The sequence below is a fragment of the Streptococcus parasuis genome, assembly GCF_021654455.1.
GTDB lineage: Bacteria > Bacillota > Bacilli > Lactobacillales > Streptococcaceae > Streptococcus > Streptococcus parasuis.
Genome location: NZ_AP024276.1, coordinates 558448 through 579577, shown reverse-complemented (window position 1 = coordinate 579577; position 21130 = coordinate 558448). Strand labels below are relative to the sequence as shown.

At 41.4% G+C, this 21130-nt stretch carries 24 protein-coding genes; 6 read left to right on the top strand and 18 right to left on the bottom strand.

Going from position 1 to position 21130, the window contains the following annotated elements; translation table 11 throughout:
- The first annotated feature begins 34 nt into the window (after positions 1-34).
- A complete protein-coding gene (locus L6410_RS02925; protein WP_237395919.1) occupies positions 35-817 on the top strand; it encodes an ABC transporter ATP-binding protein in 783 nt (260 codons plus the stop codon).
- Positions 818-1037: 220 nt separating this feature from the next.
- Positions 1038-2294, top strand: a complete 1257-nt coding sequence (locus L6410_RS02920; protein WP_237395183.1) for an ISL3 family transposase — start codon at positions 1038-1040, stop codon at positions 2292-2294.
- A 76-nt stretch (positions 2295-2370) separates the two neighbouring features.
- Here L6410_RS02920 and L6410_RS02915 read toward each other — a convergent pair whose 3' ends face one another.
- From L6410_RS02915 to L6410_RS02905, 3 genes are read right to left on the bottom strand one after another with little or no spacing between them, the layout of a single operon-like run.
- Positions 2371-4347, bottom strand: coding sequence for a cation:proton antiporter (locus L6410_RS02915; RefSeq protein WP_419580013.1), 1977 nt, complete (start codon positions 4345-4347; stop codon positions 2371-2373).
- 57 nt (positions 4348-4404) lie between these two features.
- A complete protein-coding gene (gene mnmM, locus L6410_RS02910; protein ID WP_237395917.1) occupies positions 4405-4953 on the bottom strand; it encodes a tRNA 5-(aminomethyl)-2-thiouridylate-methyltransferase MnmM in 549 nt (182 codons plus the stop codon).
- Positions 4954-4962: 9 nt separating this feature from the next.
- On the bottom strand, positions 4963-5481 hold the full coding sequence (locus tag L6410_RS02905; protein WP_237395915.1) for a TetR/AcrR family transcriptional regulator: 519 nt from the start codon (positions 5479-5481) through the stop codon (positions 4963-4965).
- Positions 5482-5602: 121 nt separating this feature from the next.
- Between L6410_RS02905 and L6410_RS02900 the strand changes: the two genes are divergently transcribed.
- From L6410_RS02900 to nadE, 4 genes are all read left to right on the top strand, one after another.
- Complete coding sequence (locus L6410_RS02900) at positions 5603-6421, top strand: cation diffusion facilitator family transporter (protein ID WP_237395905.1); 819 nt, start codon at positions 5603-5605, stop codon at positions 6419-6421.
- A 40-nt stretch (positions 6422-6461) separates the two neighbouring features.
- Positions 6462-7106 carry a prepilin peptidase gene (locus tag L6410_RS02895; protein WP_237395903.1) on the top strand — a complete coding sequence of 215 codons (645 nt, stop codon included), beginning with the start codon at positions 6462-6464 and terminating at the stop codon, positions 7104-7106.
- A gap of 104 nt (positions 7107-7210) precedes the next feature.
- Complete coding sequence (locus tag L6410_RS02890; protein ID WP_237395901.1) at positions 7211-8671, top strand: nicotinate phosphoribosyltransferase; 1461 nt, start codon at positions 7211-7213, stop codon at positions 8669-8671.
- Positions 8672-8683: 12 nt separating this feature from the next.
- Positions 8684-9508: an ammonia-dependent NAD(+) synthetase gene (gene nadE, locus L6410_RS02885; RefSeq protein WP_237395899.1), complete on the top strand. Its 825-nt coding sequence runs from the start codon at positions 8684-8686 to the stop codon at positions 9506-9508.
- 64 nt (positions 9509-9572) lie between these two features.
- Here the strand turns inward: nadE and L6410_RS02880 are convergent.
- From L6410_RS02880 to L6410_RS02810, 15 genes are all read right to left on the bottom strand, one after another.
- A protein-coding gene (locus L6410_RS02880; RefSeq protein ID WP_237395897.1) for an IS3 family transposase occupies positions 9573-11143 on the bottom strand; the annotation gives its coding sequence in 2 pieces (ribosomal slippage) (positions 9573-10498 and positions 10498-11143; 1572 coding nt in all).
- 184 nt (positions 11144-11327) lie between these two features.
- Positions 11328-11852 carry a VanZ family protein gene (locus L6410_RS02875; RefSeq protein WP_237395895.1) on the bottom strand — a complete coding sequence of 175 codons (525 nt, stop codon included), beginning with the start codon at positions 11850-11852 and terminating at the stop codon, positions 11328-11330.
- Positions 11849-12961, bottom strand: a complete 1113-nt coding sequence (rlmN, locus tag L6410_RS02870) for a dual-specificity RNA methyltransferase RlmN (protein WP_024391183.1) — start codon at positions 12959-12961, stop codon at positions 11849-11851. Before rlmN ends, L6410_RS02875 begins: the two co-directional genes overlap by 4 nt.
- A gap of 8 nt (positions 12962-12969) precedes the next feature.
- Positions 12970-13623, bottom strand: a complete 654-nt coding sequence (locus L6410_RS02865; protein WP_237395893.1) for a YutD family protein — start codon at positions 13621-13623, stop codon at positions 12970-12972.
- 284 nt (positions 13624-13907) lie between these two features.
- Positions 13908-14957, bottom strand: a complete 1050-nt coding sequence (locus L6410_RS02860; protein WP_237395890.1) for a SepM family pheromone-processing serine protease — start codon at positions 14955-14957, stop codon at positions 13908-13910.
- The gene (gene coaD, locus L6410_RS02855) at positions 14944-15432 is read right to left on the bottom strand and encodes a pantetheine-phosphate adenylyltransferase (protein WP_237395888.1); all 489 of its coding nucleotides are present in this window, start codon (positions 15430-15432) and stop codon (positions 14944-14946) included. The genes L6410_RS02860 and coaD overlap by 14 nt, the downstream gene beginning before the upstream one ends.
- Positions 15422-15961, bottom strand: a complete 540-nt coding sequence (gene rsmD / locus L6410_RS02850) for a 16S rRNA (guanine(966)-N(2))-methyltransferase RsmD (protein WP_237395886.1) — start codon at positions 15959-15961, stop codon at positions 15422-15424. The genes coaD and rsmD overlap by 11 nt, the downstream gene beginning before the upstream one ends.
- A gap of 88 nt (positions 15962-16049) precedes the next feature.
- Positions 16050-16787 (bottom strand): hypothetical protein, encoded by a 738-nt coding sequence (locus tag L6410_RS02845; RefSeq protein ID WP_237395884.1) that lies wholly within the window; start codon positions 16785-16787, stop codon positions 16050-16052.
- A gap of 32 nt (positions 16788-16819) precedes the next feature.
- Complete coding sequence (locus tag L6410_RS02840; protein WP_024396173.1) at positions 16820-17206, bottom strand: rhodanese-like domain-containing protein; 387 nt, start codon at positions 17204-17206, stop codon at positions 16820-16822.
- Positions 17203-17424, bottom strand: a complete 222-nt coding sequence (locus L6410_RS02835; protein WP_024396172.1) for a YqgQ family protein — start codon at positions 17422-17424, stop codon at positions 17203-17205. The genes L6410_RS02840 and L6410_RS02835 overlap by 4 nt, the downstream gene beginning before the upstream one ends.
- 117 nt (positions 17425-17541) lie before the next feature.
- A complete protein-coding gene (locus L6410_RS02830) occupies positions 17542-18141 on the bottom strand; it encodes a response regulator transcription factor (RefSeq protein ID WP_237395882.1) in 600 nt (199 codons plus the stop codon).
- A complete protein-coding gene (locus L6410_RS02825) occupies positions 18138-19232 on the bottom strand; it encodes a sensor histidine kinase (RefSeq protein ID WP_237395880.1) in 1095 nt (364 codons plus the stop codon). The genes L6410_RS02830 and L6410_RS02825 overlap by 4 nt, the downstream gene beginning before the upstream one ends.
- Before the next feature lie 8 nt (positions 19233-19240).
- Positions 19241-19972 carry an ABC transporter permease gene (locus L6410_RS02820; RefSeq protein WP_105143236.1) on the bottom strand — a complete coding sequence of 244 codons (732 nt, stop codon included), beginning with the start codon at positions 19970-19972 and terminating at the stop codon, positions 19241-19243.
- Entirely contained in the window at positions 19969-20847 is an 879-nt protein-coding gene (locus L6410_RS02815) for an ABC transporter ATP-binding protein (RefSeq protein ID WP_237395878.1), read from the bottom strand. Before L6410_RS02815 ends, L6410_RS02820 begins: the two co-directional genes overlap by 4 nt.
- A complete protein-coding gene (locus L6410_RS02810) occupies positions 20844-21026 on the bottom strand; it encodes a hypothetical protein (RefSeq protein WP_237395875.1) in 183 nt (60 codons plus the stop codon). The genes L6410_RS02815 and L6410_RS02810 overlap by 4 nt, the downstream gene beginning before the upstream one ends.
- Positions 21027-21130: the final 104 nt, after the last annotated feature.

Below are 21130 nucleotides of genomic sequence, written 5' to 3'. Positions count from 1 at the left end.
TGATACAATAATCAAAAGGAATAGGAGATAAGCAATGATTCTTTCAATGAAACATGTCTATTATAAGAGACAGGGTAAAACAATTTTAGAAGATATAAACTGGGAATTTCAACCAGGAGAACGTTGGGCAATTTTGGGTCTCAACGGTGCTGGCAAGTCAACACTCCTGCGTATTCTAATGGCAGAATTTTGGAAAACCTCTGGTGATTTGACAGTATTAGGGGTTGAATTTGGTAAAGGTGATATTCCTAGTCTTCGTACGAAAATTGGTGTGGTCGGTTCTTTTCTAGCAGAACGATTTCCCATTGACCTAACCGCAGAACAAATCGTATTGACAGGTAAATATAAGTCCTCCATCCTATATCGTGAATATGGGCAAGCGGAGCTCGACGAAGCAAAAGCTATGCTTAGGTCTATTGAAGCTAGTCACCTAATTGGTCGGACTTATGCGAGCCTTTCACAGGGTGAACGCCAACTCCTGCTCATTGCCCGTAGCCTCATGGAAGATCCAGCTATTTTGATATTAGATGAAGCAACCGTTGGACTTGACCTATTGGCACGCGAGCGCCTCCTTCATCATATCGATTCTATCTGTCAACTCCCAAATGCTCCTGCCATCATCTATGTCACCCACCACGCAGAAGAAATCACAAACAACTTTACTCACGTCCTCCTTCTAAAAGAAGGGAAAGTCTTGGTACAAGGACCAAAACAAGAAATTCTAACTCCTGCTCTGCTCAGTGATTTTTATGATAATCAAGTTGAATTGATTGAACTAGGAGACGAGCGATTGTTCATTAAGCCAATTCTTAACTAGCACAATTCAAATGAATCAGATAAGAAAAGACCTAGAATGTTGGAAATTCACTCACCGGTTCTAGGCCTTTTCTTATACTCTTATTCATCTTTTTAGGCTCTATAATTTCTGTAGTGGGTAAAACCACCGTGGAGATTATGGAGCCTTTTTGAGTATAGAAAAAAAGTCCCATATGACCTATAATGAAAAGTGCTCAAACTATCATTTTAGAAAGACTCATATGGAACAACTAAATCTTATCACAAATTTTCTCAGAATTAAAGACAAAAATATCACTATCACTGATGAATATGATATGGGAACTCACTTAGAACTCCACGGTTACTTGGATTACATGGCTCCTAAATGCCCAAAATGCAAGGGACAAATGGCTAAGTACGACTACCAGAAAGCATCAAAAATTCCCTACCTAGAAACCGCTGGTTATCCACTCCTTATCCGCCTTAAAAAGCGTCGTTTCAAGTGTAAAGAATGTGGGAAAATGGCGGTCGCTGAAACTCCTCTTGTTAAGAAAAACCATCAAATATCTGTCGCTGTTAACCAGAAAATTGCCCAATTACTCATCGAAAATCAAGCAATGACACATATCGCACACAGGCTAGCTATCTCAACATCATCAGTTATGAGAAAGCTCAATGAGTTCAAGTTTGAAACGGATTGGAATACCCTACCTGAGGTGATGAGTTGGGACGAGTATGCCTTCAAGAAGGGGAAAATGAGCTTCATCGCTCAAGATTTCAACTCCCTAAATGTCATCGCCATTCTCGACGGAAGAACTCAAGCAACCATCCGAAACCACTTTCTACGCTATCCTAGAAAGGTTAGAAATCAGGTCAAAGTGATTACCATGGATATGTTTAGTCCCTATTATCAACTTGCTAAACAGCTTTTTCCGAATGCAAAAATCGTACTAGACCGCTTTCATATTGTTCAACACCTTAGCCGGGCTATGAACCGTGTCCGTATTCAAATTATGAATCAATTCGACAGAACATCGCAGGAATACCGAGTCTTGAAACGCTACTGGAAATTGATACAACAAGATAGCCGTAAACTCAGCGATAAACGATTTTATCGCCCTATGTTTCGAATGCATTTGACTAACAAGGAAATCCTAGAAAAACTCCTGTCTTTCTCCAAGGAACTACGACAGCACTATGAACTCTATCAATTGCTCTTATTCCATTTCCAAGAGAAGAACTCAGACCATTTCTTTGACCTCATCGAACAGGAAGTAGCCACTGTTAATCTTATTTTTCAGACGGTATTTAAGACATTTCTAAAGGATAAAGACAAGGTTTTAAACGCCATGGAATTGCCTTATTCCAACGCCAAACTGGAAGCTACCAATAATCTCATCAAAGTCATTAAAAGAAATGCCTTTGGTTTCAGGAACTTTGAAAATTTTAAAAAACGGATTTTGATTGCTTTGAACATAAAGAAAGAGAGAACGAAGTTCGTCCTCTCTAGGTGTTAGCTTTTCATCTACCCACTACAGTTGACAAAGAGCCTCTTTTTATCACCCACTCGTGTCTGATTCAATATCCATGCATTTAAAAAGAATCAAACTCTGTCAGCGCATAACTTTCTAGTTGGTTAATATTGCGCCGCATTTGCTTGGCTGCCATTTGTGATAAATGACCATACTTTTCATATTCTGCAACCACTTTTCTTTCTAAATAATACCCTCGTAACAGATCATCTAAACTTTCGGGTTTCATCCGTCCGATAACATCTTCCACCTTGATTCCTGCATGAATCAATTGAGCTTGGTATAAGCAGAATTCTTTTAGCTGCTGAATGTATTCTGCAGAGCACCTCAACTGATTTTTCTCTAAAAATTGAATAATCTCTGCGGTATTGGCCAAGAATAATTCAGACAATGCTGGATCGTACTCATTCTTTTGAACAGTTGCATCCTGATTCCTTTTCCGTAAACTAGTTCCGATACTAATCCATTCATGATACCACTTATTGATGACCCTTCGACTGATTAGCCATAAGTATTTGAAGGTTGGAATCAGGTCGCGATTAATATCCTGTTCCAATGTTCTTAAATAGTTTTGATAGAGACGGTAGGAAGACAAACTAAGGTGTTCTTTCGCAAATGCAGTCTCTAACCCCTTCTGTTCAATTTCTACCAGTTTCAACCTTAAACTGGCCACCTCTTTGCGTATGTCTACAGTCATCAACTGGCGATGAAGATGTTCTATCCGCCTATAATATTGACCAATAACAATGTAAATACCATTTGGGTTTGTGGCATCCTCAATATCTAGTTCCAATTCGTTTACCACCACTTGCAGAATAGAGATTCGGACAGAACCTTCTAAAATCGGAGACTCGGACTTCTGTTTTGCAAACCTTGGCAAAACGAATAATCCCACCAAAAAACTCAACAGGGTCACCATTCCGACAGTAAATAGAATCAGACTGTAAATTAAGCTATCAAATTCTGGTAACAACAAAATCGTAGCAATCGAGACCGACCCTTTCATCCCTGAAAATGTTAGAATCCCCAGCTCATGCACACTATAAACACTCTTAGAAGATTTTGCTTTTCGATAAGCATTCAAGCAGAGTAAGCCAATAAAGCGTAGCAGAAACAGACTAATGGTTAAGAGAATAACTATCCCTAACAAGTGACCATTACTAATCAATGGATTCCTCAAAGCAGGCTGAATGATTCGAGTAAATTCATACCCAAAAACAAGAAAAACCAACCCATTCAATGAGAAATTTAGAGTATCACAAACAATTTGGTTCACACGATTCACACGCGCATCAAACAAAGTCATTTTTTTCAACTGCTTCGATTGAAACAGACCTGCAATGACCACTGCAATAATTCCAGAACCACCAATAGAGGTAGCCACAAAATAAGCCACTAATGGTAATGAGAGTTCGAGCAACAGGACTCCAGGAATATCTGCCGCATCCAGTTTTTCAAGTAATGAAACCAAACCACGATGACCAAAAGCAAGAAAAAGTCCTGCGAGCATTCCACCGACAAGTGCCCAAACAAATTGACCACTTGCGTTAATGAGTGAAAAATTCCCTGTAGTCAAAGCAAGCACAGCAAACTCAAACGCAACAAGTCCACTCGCATCATTCAGCAAGCCCTCTAGGGTCAAAATGGTTTCTAATCGTTTTGGAAAAGCAAAGCGATTTGATAACACTAAAAAGGCTACAGCATCTGTCGGCGCAAGTGCAGCCCCAAGGGCAAAACTTGCAGAGAGAGGAACCTCTACTGGTAATAAGTAGCCAGCCAAAGATCCGATTCCCAAGGCTGTTAAAAAGACCAAGGGAAAAATTAGGAAGGCAATAACTTTCCAATTTTCCATCAAGTCATCGACATTACTTTGCTGACCCTCTCTAAAGTTTAAAGGAGCAATAACTAAAGCAAGGAACAATGAAGCATCTAGGGTGAGATTCCCGACTCCAAATAGTAGACCTGCTCCAACTCCCAATAAAATTTGAATAAATGGAAGTGGAACTTTGGGATTTAATCGATAAATGGTATTGGAAATAACTAATAGGATTAAAAATATAATGACTTGAACAAAACTTGTAATACCATCACCCCCTTAATTGTTGTTGATCCGTTCTATCATCACCAAAAACGGTGGAGTGTTGACTTGGTTCAGCGGTTTGTAAAGCATGGCAGTAAAGACGGTCTGGTCCAGCTGGCTGACAAAGTCTAATACCGCATCCTTTTCTACTGCTCCGCCCTCGTGGCCATAATAAATCATGATAGCAAGACGACCACCAACAACCAGTCGATCTAGGACTTTTTTGATGGCTTGAAGGGTGGTTTCAGGCAAGGTAATGACTGACTTATCCGCTGAAGGTAGGTAGCCAAGATTAAAAATAGCTGCCTTACATTCATCCACAAACTGATCTAGGTTTTCGTGTCCTGTCAAAACTAATTGGGCATTAGTCAAGCCAGCTTTTTCTAGTTTTTCAGCCGTTGTGTTCAAGGCCTGTTCCTGAATATCAAATGCCACGATCTTTCCTGCTCGCTGAGCTAAAAATAAAGTGTCATGTCCATTTCCCATAGTCCCATCGACAGCTAGGTCTTGGTCTGTTAAAATCTCATCTAAAAAGGCATGTGCCATATGTAACGGTCTAAGCATTTATTCTCCTTAGGCTAATAATTTCAAATAGTAAGTTGTCAAGGTCACTTCATCTACCTTTTTACGTTGTTGTAGCCACCAGCTGACGGTTTCCACAAAAGTAGTGACAACAAAATGCAGCAATAAGTCCTCTGGAAGACTCTGCTTATCCTGCATGTAATCTTCCATCACTTTTGGATAAATATCGTGTTTGAGCTCTGTCTCTAACTCCTTTAAAAAATATGTGTTGCGTGATAACAAGAGGCTAGCTACTCGGTCTTGATTTGTCCGAAAATGTTTGAAAATATGCGCCAGCAAAACTGTTACATCACTATCTTCACGACCTGTAAACAAATGATGAAACAAGTCATGACAGAGTTCTTCCAAAAGAGCTTCCTTACTGGCATAATGGGCGTAAAAAGTAGAACGGCCGATATCTGCCTTATCAATGACATCCTGCACGCGCATGTCATCGTACCCTTTTTCATTTAATAGGCTCAAAAAGGCCTGAAAAATCGCCTTACGTGTTTTTGCAATTCGTCTATCCATCTCTCGTACATTTCAAACATTATGTTCAGAAACAAACATAATGTTTTACTTGTTTCTAGTTATTTGGCTCATTTAATCGCATAATAAACCTATAAACAGTATAACATAGAAAGGGTTTGTCATGTCGTCTAGTAAAAATACTTTCATTGCTTTTTTGCTGAATCTTTGTTTTTCTATCATTGAATGTATCTTTGGAGCACTCTTTCACTCCAGCGCCATTTTAGCAGATGCTGTCCATGATTTTGGGGATGCCCTAGCCATTGGCAGCTCCGCATTGATGCAGACCTTCGCAAATAAACCAGCTGATAGCACCTATCCCCTTGGTTACAAGAGATGGAATATTTTGGCAGCACTCTTGACCTCAAGCATTCTGATTATCGGTTCTAGCCTAATTCTTGTGGAAAATATTCCCAATCTTTTCCATCCCCAACCTGTCAACCAAGATGGGATGCTAGTACTTGGAGTGATCGCTATCATCATCAATTTCGCCGCTTCCCGTATTGTAAAAAATGGCCATAGCCACAATGAATCCATTCTTAGTTTGCACTTTCTAGAGGATATTTTAGGATGGCTGGCGGTCATTCTTGTCTCCATTATTCTCCAATTCACTGATTGGTACTTCCTTGATCCCCTACTTTCAATCATTATTTCTTTATTTATCCTTAGTCAGGCCCTTCCTAAGGCATGGAATACTCTGAAAATCTTTCTTGAACAAACTCCATCTGGAATAAAGAGTGATGAACTGGCTCTGGAGTTGATGTCTATACCAAATGTGGAATCCATCGTTCAACTTAAAGTATGGACTATGGATGGATATGACCATTGTGCTACACTGACTGTCAAACTTACTAACCATGCTTTAGCAGGCAAGACCAAAGAAAGAATACGGAATTCTCTTATCACCTATGGAATTCTCCAAACGACCATTGAAACGGTGTAACTTTCTCTTCATTTTCCAAATTTATTACGAATAAATAGGTATGAAGATCTGTATCCTATTTTTCCTCGGAGCTTCAATTGGCTCCTTTTTGGGACTGGTCATTGACCGGTTCCCTGAACAATCCATTATCCGACCATCTAGTCATTGTAGTTCTTGTAAGAAGCGACTCAAGGTTTGGGACCTGATTCCCATTCTTTCTCAGCTTTCAACCGCATCCAGATGTCGTTATTGTAAGGTAAATATTCCCTATTGGTATGCTGGACTAGAATTCTTAACTGGACTAGCTGTCCTGCTCTGCCATTTTCAACTCCTAAGCCTAACTGAAACCATCCTCATCCTTGCAGGGCTGGTTTTGACCATTTACGACATCAAGCATCAGGAATATCCTTTTGCCGTCTGGCTCGTTTTTACTTTTATAGCTCTGATACTATCCCAGCTAAACTGGCTCTTTTGTTGCTTTTTAGCCTTGGCTTTTCTGACAGAGAAATGGCAGTTCAATATCGGTTCGGGTGATTTTCTATATTTGGCTAGTCTGTCCCTAATTTGTGGCTTGACTGAAATCCTATGGATTATTCAAATCAGCTCACTTTTAGGCTTACTCGTCTTTACAATATACAAGCCAAGATCCATCCCTTACATACCATTCCTTTTTCTTGCGAGTATTTTCGCCATTCTGTGCATCTAAATCAAGTTTTTCTCGATTTTTTTGTTATAATAGTAGGCATATTAGCGTTTAGTTTCAATAGTAACTGAATGGTCTTCACTTAGGAAGACAAAAGGAGAAATCTTATGACACTATTTCAGGATGACAGTTTGACACTGCACACCGACCTTTATCAAATCAACATGATGCAGGTCTATTTTGACCAAAACATCCACAATAAACACGCTGTATTCGAAGTCTATTTCCGTTCACAACCTTTTAAAAATGGTTATGCGGTCTTTGCAGGCTTGGAGCGCGTGGTGGACTACCTTAATAATCTTCGTTTTAGTCAAACAGATATTGACTACCTAACAGAATTGGGATATCCACAGGATTTCCTAGATTATTTAGCTCAATTAGAAATGACCTTAACCGTCCGATCTGCAAAAGAAGGTGATTTGGTTTATGCGAACGAACCTATTCTCCAAATCGAAGGTCCATTGGCACAATGCCAATTGATTGAAACAGCTTTGTTAAACATCGTCAACTACCAAACACTCATTGCTACAAAAGCTCGTCGTATCAAGGCAGTTATTGAAGATGAGCCATTGATGGAATTTGGAACCCGTCGTGCTCAAGAAATGGATGCTGCAATTTGGGGTACACGGGCAGCCTTTATTGGTGGAGCATCTGCGACTTCCAATGTTCGAGCAGGAAAAATCTTTGGCATACCTGTAGCTGGTACCCATGCTCATGCCTTGGTTCAAACCTATGGTGATGATTACAAAGCATTCAAAGCCTATGCGGAAACACATAAAGACTGTGTCTTCTTAGTAGACACCTATGATACGCTACGCGTTGGTGTTCCAGCAGCCATCCGAGTTGCAAATGAGATGGGAGACAAGATAAACTTTAGAGGAGTCCGTATCGACTCTGGGGACATGGCTTACATTTCTAAAAAAGTTCGTCAACAACTAGACGATGCTGGATTCACAGATGCAAAAATTTATGCCTCCAATGATCTTGATGAAAATACCATTTTGAACCTAAAAATGCAAAAAGCAAAAATTGATGTCTGGGGTGTGGGCACAAAACTCATCACTGCTTATGATCAACCAGCATTGGGAGCAGTCTATAAGATTGTATCCATTGAAGACGAAAATGGAAATATGCGCGATACCATTAAGTTGTCTTCCAATGCGGAAAAAGTATCTACTCCAGGTAAAAAACAAGTGTGGCGAATTACCTCTAAAGAAAAAGGAAAATCTGAAGGAGACTACATTACCTTCGCCGATACAGATGTCACTCATCTAGACAGTATCTACATGTTCCATCCAACCTACACCTACATCAATAAAACCATTGAAAACTTTGAAGCACGTCCACTTCTCGTTCCTATTTTTGAGAATGGTAAACAAGTTTACGAGTTGCCAAGTTTAGCGGAAATTCAAGACTACGCCAACCAGGAAATTGATAAACTCTGGGATGAATACAAGCGCGTGCTTAATCCACAACTATATCCAGTGGATCTGGCTCAAGACGTATGGGATAATAAGATGAACCTCATCAACCGTATCCGTCAACAAAGCCAAGCAAAAGCAATTTAAGGGAGGTGCCATATGACTTTACAAGAAACGATCATCAAAAAATTAGGTGTAAAACCAACGATTGATCCAAAAGAAGAAATCCGACGTTCCATCGATTTTCTCAAAGACTACCTCAAAAAGCATCCTTTTTTAAAAACCTATGTTTTAGGAATCTCGGGTGGCCAAGATTCAACCTTGGCCGGTCGCTTAGCTCAGCTGACTATGGAAGAAATGCGCGCAGAAACAGGTGACGATAGCTACCAATTCATCGCTATCCGCCTACCTTATGGTGTGCAAGCTGATGAGTCGGACGCCCAAGCAGCACTATCTTTTATCAAACCAGATGTCAGCCTAACCATCAACATTAAGGAATCAACAGATGCCATGGTAGCTGCAGTCAATGCAAATGGACTAGAAATGTCTGATTTTAATAAGGGAAATGCTAAAGCCCGCATGCGCATGATTGCCCAATATGCCATCGCTGGTGAACGCAAGGGAGCTGTCATTGGTACCGACCATGCAGCTGAAAACATTACTGGCTTCTTCACCAAGCACGGTGATGGTGGTGCTGATATCCTTCCCCTCTTCCGCCTAAATAAACGCCAAGGCAAGCAGCTACTCGCTGAATTGGGGGCTGATGAAAAACTCTACCTCAAAGTTCCTACTGCTGACTTGGAGGAAAACAAACCAGGCCTTGCTGACGAGGTCGCACTTGGTGTCACATACAATCAAATTGATGATTACCTTGAAGGAAAAACCATTGATGCTCAAGCGCAAACCATTATCGAAGGCTGGTGGAATAAGACAGCTCATAAGCGCCACTTGCCAATCACGATTTTTGATGACTTTTGGAAATAAACAAATTGCCCCTGACGATATGCTGAACAGCTCCTTGTCAAGTGGACAATGAAATAATAAATGATTAGGCGACGGCCTTGTTCCTCATTTCAAGAGGGGCAAGGCCGTTGTTGCGTTCTTGAAATCGTTGATGATTATAAAAATAGATGTAGGCATCAATATCTGACACCAGCTCCTCAAAAGTCTTATACTTCTTCAAATCGTAGCACTCCGTCTTAAAGTGCCCAAAGAAGCTCTCAATTGGTGCGTTGTCAATACACTTACCAACACGAGACATGGAGCGGGTCATCTGATACTTGGTCGTTAAACGGTAATAATCTTTCGAAGTATATTGCGAACCTCGATCGCTGTGAATCAATGGTGTCGCTTCAGGATTTGCTTTTCGGGCTTTACGAAGTGTTTCTAATACCAATTCATTATCATTAAACTGACCGACCACATAAGCGACAATAGAGCCATCATAAAGGTCCTTAATCGCACTCAAATAGGCTTTACAGCCGATACCGTACTTCAAGAAAGTCACATCTGTACACCATTTCTGATTGGGGGCAGTAGCTGTAAAATCACGGTTGAGAATGTTGTCTTCTACATTGATAAAGCTGGTCTTGGTACAGTAGCCCTTAGCTCTTCTGATAATGGAACGAATGCCTAAAATGTGCATCAATCGTCGAATCCGTTTCTTGTTGTAGCTTGTTCCAAGCTTGCGATTGACAAATAGCGTCATACGACGATAACCAAGAATACCATTATGTTGGCTATGAAGTTCCTTGATGACATTCATCAATCCTAAATTTTCCTGTTCAGAAGCTGTTTCCTGGTGTTGTAACCACTTATAGTAGCCTGAGCGAGATACCTTTAGAATACGGCACAAGTGGCTGATAGAAGCCTCTTCCTGTTCTTCCGCATATTCTTTAATCGCTTGGAAGGATTCCAAGTGGCGACCTAGTCTTACCATCGGTTTCGTCGCTTGATTTCTTCTAACTTTTTTAGCAGACCATTCTCCATTTCAAGATACTTAATCCGTTCTTCCTGTTGCTTGATTTTTAGGCGTAACTCTTCTTCCGAAGTCAGATTAGGCTTGCTTTCCAAACCTTTTCCACGACGGTCGAGGAGGCCGTTAGAACCGTCCTTCTCAAACTTTCTGACCCACGAATAGACCTGTTGGTAGGAAACCCCATACTTCTCAACAGCCCCTTGATAATCTTTCTCGTGGGCAAGGGTAAAATTGACAATCTCAACCCGTTCGTCAAATGTTGTCTTGCGTCCTTGTTTCATGCGACTCATTCCTCTACTAGTAGCTTTCAATTCTTTACCACTAGTATAACTTTTTATCCATGATCTGAGAACACGAGGGTCAGAAATTCCATATTTTTTGGTCAGATCTTTGAGACTTCCCAAACCATCAAGATAGTCGGAAACAGCTTGTTCCTTTAGTTCCTTACTATACTTCATCCAGCGACGGCTTTCCTCTAGCCCCTCAACACCAGCTTCTTTGTATTTCCGAACCCAGTTTGATAGAGTGTCGTTAGACACACCATGGCGCCTAGCTAACCAACTAATTGATTTCCCTTCTTCCGAGTGAAGTAGAACAAGTTCTAGTTTCTCAGAGACAGATTTTGGACTTCTTTTGGACATGATAAAACTCCCTTTATAGTTTCTAGTGAAAATTTTTGTTTTTTCACTGTCCACTATAAGGGGAGTATATCAATGCAATCGTCAGGGGTTATTTGTTGCCTTCCATTTGAATAGGCATTTCACATTTTTTATCTGCTACCGGTAATATGCTACTTCAACCAGCCAATTCAAATACCAATCTAGTTTACAACTCTGTTGATGTTTTCCACCACTTCATGAGTAGAATGTATAATCCATAAGCCAATATACCTCCTAAGGTATTGGTCCAGAGGTCGTCCACTTCAAAAACACGTTGAGCATCAATCAGCAAGTCAAGTAACAACTGTGTACATTCAATAAACAGACTCATACTAAATGTATAAACAATGACTGCTTTAAGGCTCCGCCATTCCTCCCGAAGAAAAAGAAGCAGAAAAACGAGAGGAAAGAGTAGAAAAATATTGGTCGCGTTTTGTAGAATAATCCAACCAAAGTCTCCTAGACTATCTACCTTGTTTCCATTGACAATACTATTAAACGGAGTTGACAAAAGATACAGTCGACCAATTTGAATAATTCCTGGGGTTGAGAAATCCTTATACTGTGGATACCAAGTCTGGGGCAGAAAACAGAGTAAAACAATAGCCAGAGCATAAACCCCAGCTAAAGTTGTACAAATCCGTCTTCCAAGCTTGGTCAAGTTACCGTCTGCTTGGAATAATTTTCTCATGCTCGAATACCTGCCTTAGCTTTTGCGGCTGCAATACGAGCACGCGCTTTTTCACGGTCTTTTTTGAGTGTATTGGAACGCAACTGACCACAAGCAGCATCAATATCTGTACCATGTTCCTGACGAACGACACAGTTGACCCCATTTTTCTTCAATACATCAAAGAATGCCAAGGTCCGTTCCTTGGTTGAACGACTATATTGGTCATGCTCACTAACAGGGTTATACGGAATCAAGTTGATATAAGACAATTTACGGATGTTCTTGGTCAAATCAGCTAATTCCTGTGCCTGTTCCACTCCATCGTTGACCTCGTTCAGCATAATATACTCAAAAGTCACACGGCGATTGGTTGTCTGAATATAATCTTCAATAGCCTCAAACAAAACCTCAATGGGGAATTTACGGTTAATCCGCATAATGCTCGAACGAAGGTCATTGTTTGGCGCATGTAGAGATACCGCTAAGTTCACTTGAACACCTTCACGTGCGAAATCACGAATTTTTGGTGCTAGACCAGAAGTAGATACCGTAATGTGACGGGCACCAATTGCCAAGCCCTTGTCATCATTCACAACACGTAAGAAGGTCATAACGTTATCGTAGTTGTCAAGTGGCTCACCAATCCCCATCACGACAATATGGCTAACACGTTCATTTTGATTGCGCTCATCTAAGTATTTTTGTACCAACATAATCTGTGCTACAATCTCACCACTCGTCAAATCTCTTTGCTTAGGAATCAATCCAGATGCGCAGAAGGTACAGCCGATATTACAACCAACTTGAGTCGTTACACAGACTGAGAGTCCATAATGTTGATTCATCAACACTGTCTCAATCAACATTCCATCAGGTAATTCAAATAAATATTTGATAGTTCCATCTTTGGATTCTTGCACTATGCGTTGTTTGAGTGGATTGACGACAAACTCTTCTTCAAGCTTTTCAATTAATGATTTTGGCAAGTTGGTCATCTCTGCAAAGGATTGGACACGAGAACGGTAGAGCCATTCCCAAATTTGAGTGGCCCTGAATTTCTTTTCTCCATTTTCGATAATCCAATCAACAAGATTGGCTTGTGTAAAGGCATAAATTGATGGTTTCATATTTCTCCCTATTTCTGGCGGATGACAAATCCACGTTTGGCTTCATTCATTTCACGATGGTGCTGTTTCTTATCGTGTTTTTGCGCGCGCTCTTGTTTCTGTTGCTTACCTGTGGACGGTTTATTGTTTTTTACGGTAAAATGACGGCCCTGCTCTTTTGAAGTATCTGAAGTTGACTTAGATCGTTTTGGTTCATTACGGCTGACTTTCTTGTCCTTCGTTACCAATTCTTCTGTACGTTGTTTTTGTCGGTTTCGATTCCGACTACGGTGACGTTTGCGACTTGTTTTTTCTTCAGGTTCTTCTTCTAACTCTTGTGGTTTTGGATTTTCAAGAACAAAGTAGGCACATCCAAAATTACAATATTCTGTTAAATAATCATCTAACCGCCCAATTTTTAAATCAGACTTGACCGGTTTCTCGTCACGATAAAACCCTTTTAACCGAAGTTGTTCATTTCCCCAATCACCAACAATATAATCGAATTTCAACATGATGGGCGAAAAGCGTTGCCCAAAAGCAGTCTGATCAAAAGCATCTTTGAAATTATCGACTAAATTGAGCTCAATATTCTCTGAAACGACCTTATTTCCAACACGTGCAAAACTCGGACCTGGAAATTTATTGTAATTATACATTTCTGGTGAAATTTCTTTCTTCATTGTTCCTCCTATCTAATGAAATATTCGTATATCTAACCTTATTATTATAACATGAAACAAGCTAAAATAGCACTCTTCAACCATTTCAGAGAAATTTCAGACGATTTTAATTTTATCATAGTTGAATGAATTTACTTTCCTGGGTGCCGTTAGCCAGAACAGCCTATAATATGTTCTAGGGTAGAAATAAGACATGCACAGCAAGTCACTTTCGTAGAGTACGGCAAGCCGAACGTGACAATGTATCAAAGCTAATTCAAATGACTGATGCAAAAAAGAGCGACTTACTCGCTCTTAGTACTCTTCAAATAATCAATGGCTTCTTGAACAGTCGTCACTGGTACGATTTCAATATCAGCATTGGCCTTTTCTGCTGCTTCTTTTGCTTCTTCGTAGTTTGTTTTAGCCGTTGGATCCTTTTTCAAAATTTCTGGGTCCACTGGATTATTTGGAACAAAGAAAACACTTGCACCAGCATTAATCGCAGATAATACTTTTTTATCTGCTCCTCCAATGTCTCCAACGGAACCATCTTGTTCAATCGTTCCTGTTCCAGCTATGACACGACCATCACGCAAGTCTGGCTCTGCCAACTGTGTATAAATAGCTAATGTAAACATCAGACCAGCACTTGGACCACCAATTCCTCCTGTTTGGAAATCAATTGGGACAGAACTTTTTACCTCAGTATGGTCCACCAGCGTGATACCAATTCCGTTTTTACCATTTGATAATTTGATAATTTTTCCGTCGGCAGTCTTTTCTTCTCCTTCACTAACATAGCCAACTGTTACATCACTATCAAGTTCTAAGCCTGAAACATATTTAATTAGATCCTGAGAAGATTCAAAGGTTTTTCCATTAATACTAACGACCGTATCAGCGATATTCAAAACATTTTTAAATGTAGAATCTTCTGCTAAGTCCAACACGTAAACACCGAAGAAATCCATCTCCACATCCTTATTTGCCAAGGTTAAACCTTGATATTTAGCCATGTTTTGAGAGGTTTCCATGTAAAATTGAGCAATCCGATAGTATTCTTCACTGTCTGCACCACCCGTCATTTCTTCTGCAGAAGCAATATCTGCGTAAGGGTTAAACTGAGCAATCAGCAACTGTAAGGCTGTTGCCTGCAAGACCGATACATAGGTAAAATTATAAGAACCTGGCTCCTTATCTTCTTCATTGTTGACTGTCAATACTTCCCGAATATCCGAAGCCCCTCCAGGACTTTCAATATAATATGGTAGACGAACAAATACGGAAAACCATATCAATAACGTCCCCATAATAATTGAAACAATCAAAAGCCATTTCTTATTTTTCTTCATACTTTTTTATCTCCTCATTTACAACTGCAGGTACATATAAACTAATATCTTGTTTAAAATAGATCAACTCCCGAACCTGGCTGGATGATACGAACTTGAGCTCTGGCTTTGCAATCAAATAGATCGTTTCCAAATCTGGTGCTAGCTGACGGTTGTAAAAATCAAAACTAGATTCATATTCCAAGTCCGTTGCATTACGCAAGCCCCTAACCAAATGAGTCACACCATAACGTTTGGCAACATCGACCACTAATTCATTTTCAACTAGAATGACCTCGATGTTCTCTAAGCCAGCAAAAAGTCTTTCCAAAATAACCAATCGTTCCTTACCCGTCATCAAGCCAGACTTTTTCGGATTGGTAAACACTCCGACATATAATTTTTCAAACAAGCCACTTGCTCGCTCAATGAGGTCCATATGTCCATTTGTAATTGGATCAAAAGACCCTGTAAACATTCCGATTCTATCTGACATATACAGTTACCTTACTAATTCCATATACTTTTTCTTTCCAAATTCCGAGCTCTGCAATCTCTTCAGGAAGCTGGACGTTTTTATCCGTCTCACAAACAACCATCACATCCTCTGCCAATAAGTGACGACGACAAAGCTCAGTGATGACTGCCTCAATTTCCTGCTCTGCATATGGCGGATCCAGAAAAACAAGGTCAAAAGTTCCACTCAATGTCGCCAAGGCTTGCCTAGCATCCATTTGCAAGAGTTGAAATTTATCTGAATCCTTAGTCATCTGAATGTTTTCTTTGATAACAGCTTGTGCTTTCCGGTCACGTTCTACTAAGACTGCCTGATTCATCCCTCTTGATACCGCTTCAATAGACAAGCCACCGCTACCAGCGTACAAATCAAGGACACGACCACCTTCAAAATATGGACCAATCATATTAAACATGGCACCGCGAACTTTATCAGAAGTAGGACGTGTTACCTTCCCTTCTAATGTTTTGAGCGGTCTTCCACCATAGATACCTGATACAATTCTCATAAACACCATTATAGCACAAATCAAATGAAAATCACTAAACTTTGGGAAAATTAAAAAAGAGGAGAAATATCTCTCCTCATATTCATTATTACCTCTGCGATAGGTCTTCTGTTGGCGTTAAAGACGAATCTGCTGGAACCTCGGTTTCAGTAGAACTAGATGGCTCAACTGGTGTTGGAGTGCTCGGAACAACAGTTTCCGAACTGCTTGGAGGAGCGACTTCTGTTGGCGTAGAAGAACTCGGTGATTCCACTGTAGAAGAACTGCTAGGTGGAGTGTAAACAGACGAATTCCCTGAATCAACATAATTATAGGAAGGTTGGTAGTTATAGGTATCTTCCTGATAGCTTTCAGTACCTCCTGTAGTAGTTTCATCCAAGGTTGTAACTGTGGAGCTATCAGATGTTTCCGAATTCTTCTGCTCTTCCGCTAATTTCTTCGCTGCTTCTGCTCGAACTAATTCAGCCTTCAATTTTGCCTTCTTAATCTCCTCAGCTTTTTTCTTCATGGCCTTATCAACAACATCTACGCGCTTTTGAAGTTCCTCTTTTACAGTCCCACCTGACAATTGATTAATCGCATCTTTTGCATGTTGGAGATTATCTTCTGTATTGGAAGACTCAAGCATAGCCACAGCTTCTTCAGCCACTTTTACATTTTCTTGGATAGTCGTTGGAACTATTGTTTGTGTTTGATTGGTGGAATTTAAGTGAACACCTACAAACCATACTATTCCAATACTAACGAGTAAAATTACCGAAATAAAAGTAAATACACGCTCAGCAAGACTGGCATTTCTTAACAGTTCTTGGATTCTTTTCATCATTGTCCATCACATATTTATAAAACGACGAAGGTTTATCTTCCAGCTTTCACTTTTCCATTCCAGCCATTCAAACCATAGCTTAAAATATAGATTTCATTAAAGCCCTGTTTCTTCAAATGAAGGGCTGCTGGTGTTACCAACTGACCACGGTCATTTTCATAAATCAAAACAGGTTTATCTTTACGAAGAGCAGCTGTGCTCATTTTCAACTGTTGATATGGAATATTACGGGCTCCGAGAATATGTTTTCTATTAAATTCACTTGGATCGCGTAAATCAATCAACTGACCACCGTGGATTTTCTCCGCAAATTCTGCATTATCAATTACAGATGCCGCACGGCGTAGTCGCCAATAATTAAAGCCCATCCAGGCTCCCAAAACAATTAAAAATACTAAAAATACCCACAATGAGTTCATTTTCTACTCTCCTTCAATTTCTGGTACTCTAACTCCAAACGATGTTCACGCCTCAAAACAAGTTCTGCTTCCAAATAGTCCAATCGATCAAGTAAACCTGCCTGATAGACTCGATTGAGCTCAATCTGCATCATTTCAATGTCGTACAGACGGTTTCCCATATAAACAACGATACCAAAACGTTTGAGCAATTGTTGTACATCATAAAGTCTTTTCATAGAAAAATTGTAGCAGAATTTTAGGAGATTTTCAATAGAAAATTGAAGGCCGCTGGCTTTGCCAACAAGAAAAAACTGCCATTCGACAGTCCTTCCGCATATACTTAAGTACCTTGCTTATAGATAACCCTTTTCCTGTGCCACCTTAACAGCTGCGGTGCGGTTTTCGGCACCTAGTTTGGACAGGATAGAGGTCATGTAGTTACGGACCGTCCCGTCAGACAGGTGGAGCTGGCTGGCGATTTCCTTATTGGACAGACCTTCTGCCACCAGCTTGAGTAGTTGACTTTCCAAGTTGGTTAAGGGACTGCGTTGGGTTAGGAGAATGTCCATCAACTCTGGCGAATATTCCTTCCGCCCCGCCAAGACCGTTTCAATGGTCCGCATAAGGTCTGCGATGGAGCGTTCCTTGAGCACATAGGCATCCACATCAGCCTTGACCGCCCGCTCGAAATAGCCTGGTCGCTTGAAGGTGGTCATGATGACAACCTTGACAGGCAAGGCTTTCCCCCGCACCCATTCCAAGACATCCAGGCCCGTCTTTTCAGGCATTTCTATATCTAAGAGCACCACATCTACTGGCTCTTTTTCCAAAAGAGCAATGGCCTGGCTGCCGTTTTCTGCCTGCAAAACAGCCTCAACCGTATCTTGAAAACCCAAGAGCTGACAGAGGGCGTCCCGCAGCATTGCTTGATCTTCTGCGACTAAGATTCTCATTCTACCACCTCCTCAAACGGAATTCGTATGAACAGGCGGGTGGGCTTGGCCAGAGAAAGAAACTCCAAACTTCCTTTCACCGTTACCAACCTGTCCTTTATGGTATGCAATTCCTGACCAGTCAACTGGGTAAAACCCACACCGTTGTCTTCGTAGTGTAAAACCAATTCTTGCTGGTCTTTTTCAAACAACAAACGGCACTTACTAGCCCGGCTGTGTTTGAGCAGGTTATTGGCCAACTCTCTCAGCACCATAGCCAGCTTGTTCTGGACAGGCAAGCTGAGCTGCTCTGCTATTTCCCCACCCAAGACGACCAAATCCACTCCTGCCAAGTCCAACATCTGCTGCAAAATCTGGAGTTCCTCTGTCACTGTGTGCTGCTTGAGGGACTGGACAATCTGGCGGACCTCCTGCATGGAGTCCTTGGCCAAGGTCTGAAGGTCTGCCACCTCCTTCTTGGCCTGGTCAATCTGGTCGTGGTCTAACAAAGTCTGGACCAGCTCAGCCTTGACAGACAGCATGGCAAAGACATGACCCAGTGTGTCGTGCAAGTCCTGACCGATACGGTTGCGTTCATTCTCAGCCAGCAGGAGATTGATAGACGCATTCTGCTCCTGTAGGCGTTGCTGAAGGGCTGCCCGCTTGGTCTCAATCCAGCTGAAAATCAGCAAGGCCAAGCCAAAGAAGTGGATAACAAGTGCAAAAGCTCTCATCTCAAAAGGAACAGGGCCAAAGAGAGCCCATAGGATAATAGCCAGCAACAAAAGCCCGTAGGATACCGTCCGATAGGTCGGTCGATTCTCTTTATAATACCAGCCCAGCATATTGGACAGGTTGAAGATAAAGAGGGAGAATTGCAGATTGCCCCAAAAACTCATGACGGCGATATAGCCAATCAGGTAAAACCAAGCCAGCAGGGAATAGAGCTTGTGGTCGGTATAAAAGAGGGAGCAATAGACCAAGGCAAAGAGAATGGTCGCTAGGACAACTGCCGTCGGATTGGGACTATACTGGGCATAGTAAAAGGGAAAATAGAGAAAGACCATGCCCACGAAGAACATGAGTGGTACCTTTCTTTTTTCAAATATCATCTGTCACCTCACTGTTGCTCAGTTTTTCTATTCATAACTAGAGCAATTCCTAAGAAAATTATGGCATATCCTAGGACAATTAGCAAGGATTTCCAGAGAAAATCTCCCTCTTGAGCATAGGTGGTCACCAGCTGGTTGACATGGTAGCTGGGCATGAGTTTGCAGATCCGCTGTACCCAGTCAGGAAAGAGGGAAACAGGCATCCAAGAGCCACCCATGATGGCCAGAACAAAATAAAGCAAGTTGGCCACCACCGACATGGTTTGTTCCGACTGAATTTGCACCAAAAGCAAGCCAATAGCTAGAAATACGATAGAGGTTACTAAAAGTAAGAGAGCCGAAATTACCCATTCTTGAGCTGTCATCTCTACACCCTTAACTAAGCCACCCACCGCAAAAACAATGGCAATAGAAGACACAAAGCAGAGCAAGACCCGCACGAGTTTGGAAAGATAGTATTGCCAGATTGGCAGAGGCGAATGCTGGATAAAGGTCAGCCAGCTATTGTTTCTATCCTCAGCCAGCATCATGGGAAAGGTAAAGAGGGCAAAGCCCGACATGGAAAATCCTGTCATGGTCAGCATATAGGACTGGATGAAGGCCTTTTGCATGGCTGCATCATCAAACTGGACGGTTGATGAAAAAATCAGGAAAAAGATGACGGGCATGCCGATAGATAGGAGAAAAACTCCCAAACTTCTAGATAATTTGACCGCTTCTACTTGCACCAATGCTTTCATGATTCTTCCTCCCTCGTCTTGTCAAATAAACTGTTGAGTAGGGTCTTGTTCTGCACTTCTAAGTCTGAAATCCGACAGCCTGCTTCCTGCAAATTTGCCCAAACCTGCTCAATAGATCGGGTCTTAAAGCTGACCGTGTCTTGTTTATAGCTGATTTCATTGATTTCAGCCAAGCTCTCCACCACCGCCGCAAAAGCAATCGGCAATGTCACTTCTTTTTCTTGCTCCTCACTCCGCATGGCAAATGGCGTGGTATCTCTTAGTAACCGCCCCTGGTGCAAGACCAAAATCCGCTCCGCCGTATGCTCCACTTCCTCGATATAGTGGCTGCTATAAAAAATAGTCACACCCTGAGCCTTAAGTTCATGGACAATCTCCCAAAAACGCTGGCGGGTCGAAGTATCCATGCCCGCCGTCGGCTCGTCCAAGAAGAGCAACTTTGGCTTTCCAATCAGACAGATGACGAAAGCCAAGAGCCGCTTCTGACCACCCGATAGCTTGCCGGCCAGTTGATTTTTTTGCTCTGGGGAAAAGCAGAGCAGGCTGTCGATTTCCACATCTGTCAGACTATCCTTGTAGATGGCTTGGAAAAAGCGGAGCAATTCCTTGACATTCAGGTCTGTCGGGATAGCATTTTCTTGTGGTAAGACTGCTACAGTTTCTTTATTGGACCGAGCCTGTGGAGCCAGACCATCCAACAAAACCTGACCTTTCGTCGCCTTCCTATCTCCCAACAAACAGGACATAAGCGTCGTTTTCCCAGCCCCATTTGGACCAATCAAAGCTACACATTCCCCAGACTTGATTTCAAAGGAAATATTGGACAAGATTGTCCGACCTTTGATGATTTTTTCTAACTGATTGACTTGAATCATTCTTGGCCTCCTTTCTGGCACATCACCGCTCCGACAATCCCAATGATGATACTTGCTGGTAAGGACCAAGCCAAGTAGGTCAGTGGTCGCAATCCTTGCCCAAACAAAATGCAGGAAGCATAGACAAGCACAAAGGCTCTAGTGAAATAGGAAATACCTGTTTGAACAGCTGCTTTCATAATAGTCTCCTTACAAATGATTGATTGAATTTCTTTTACACATTCAATATAACCTATCCCAAACAAACCCACTAGAAGCCTTTGTCATGGACTCATGTGACAAA